We start from the raw sequence: 1,372 nt of genomic DNA on the forward strand, positions 1-1,372 counted from the left end.
CGCTTCTAAGTTTTTCTGTGCACCTTGCCAGCTAACTGGAGAGATACCGACGCGGATTTCAATTGGCTCTTCGCCTGTGCCGAAATTTAAGTAAGCGGTAAGATCATCGCCTGAGTAAACCGCACCATTACGCATTTCGCGCGTTGGTTCTAGGTCTTGTTCACCCAAAAGTGCTTTGGCGATTGGTTGGTTGAATTTCGCGTAGAAGAAGATGTCTTGACCTTGGTGATCTTGCCCTTGGAACCAACCAGTTGAGGTTTTGCGACCGCGAATGGTGTATTCGTCCACCACTTCTACTTTGTTCTTCAAAGACTTGCCGTTGTTGTTCATTAGGGTATGACCTAAATCGAACTTCACGTTGCGGTCTGCGCCATCAGCAAAGGTGTATTTGTGTAAACCAACGCGTTTGGTGGCGCTCAGTTCTACTTCGATTTGACCTTGGTTTAGTTTGGTTTTGTAGTAGCCTGCGCTTGCTTCTTCATTGGCTTTGTCGAAAGAGTTCAGCTGAGTGTTTGCCATGTCTGCGTATGGCAGAACCAAGATGTCGCCTAAGTCCGTTGCGCCTGTACCTGAAAGGTGAGTATGGGAGAAGCCGTACAGCGGAACGTCAGTGTTAACCACTTCGCCAGTTTCGTAGTTGGATGAATCCCAGTAGCCAGAAGCTGAGTGCCAAGGGTTAAGCCCTGATTCATGATCAGTGTTAGAACCGATGAAAGTATCTGGAGACAGTTGAACCATACCTGCCGGTACCGTCGCGCCCGGGAATGTATGACCAGAAGCTGCTGTGCCGATCATAGGATCGACGTATTTCAACACCGCAAGATCAACAATTGGATCGCCCGGCAGTGAAGAGGAAGAATCGTTGTCGCTGTTACAGCCAGCCAAGCCACCCGTCAGACCAACCAGGATAGCCAAAGAGATAAGATTACGTTTAAACATGTGCATACCGTTTTGTCGTTATTCGTATATAAAAAGTGTTTATAAGAGACGGTTTATAAAGGACTGCTTATAAAATTTGCTTGTAGGGATAGCCGGGAGATGCGCTCCCCCGGCTGAGTTGTCACTATTGGGATTAACGAGAACCTGCTGGCATCTCGTCTTCATGCAAGAACTCACCGATGCCTTGTGCTGGTGGAAGATCTTGCTCTAGAGAGCCCCAACGTTGATTTGGTTTGTCGCCCATCACGAACTCCAACTCACCGCCGTACATGATTTCGTCATGAGTCAGGTAAGTGCGGTTGAAGTCTTTGCCGTTGTAACGAGCCGATTGAATGAAGATGTTTTCGCGGCTAACGTTCTTCGCGGTCACCGTGAACTTCTGGTTGTTGCCGACATCGATAGACGCGCTTTCAAACAGCGGAGTACCGATTTC

Annotated in this window: 1 protein-coding gene and 1 pseudogene; both read right to left on the reverse strand. The window is 48.3% G+C overall.

Going from position 1 to position 1,372, the window contains the following annotated elements; all coding sequences use genetic code 11:
• Positions 1–939 (reverse strand): annotated as a pseudogene (locus R7127_RS26205) (glycoside hydrolase family 92 protein); the annotation flags it as partial.
• A 133-nt stretch (positions 940–1,072) separates the two neighbouring features.
• Positions 1,073–1,372: glycoside hydrolase domain-containing protein (locus R7127_RS26210; protein ID WP_318148683.1), on the reverse strand; the 300-nt coding region annotated here is incomplete at its 5' end.

This window comes from Vibrio sp. 1159 (genome assembly GCF_033340395.1).
Lineage (GTDB): Bacteria > Pseudomonadota > Gammaproteobacteria > Enterobacterales > Vibrionaceae > Vibrio > Vibrio alginolyticus.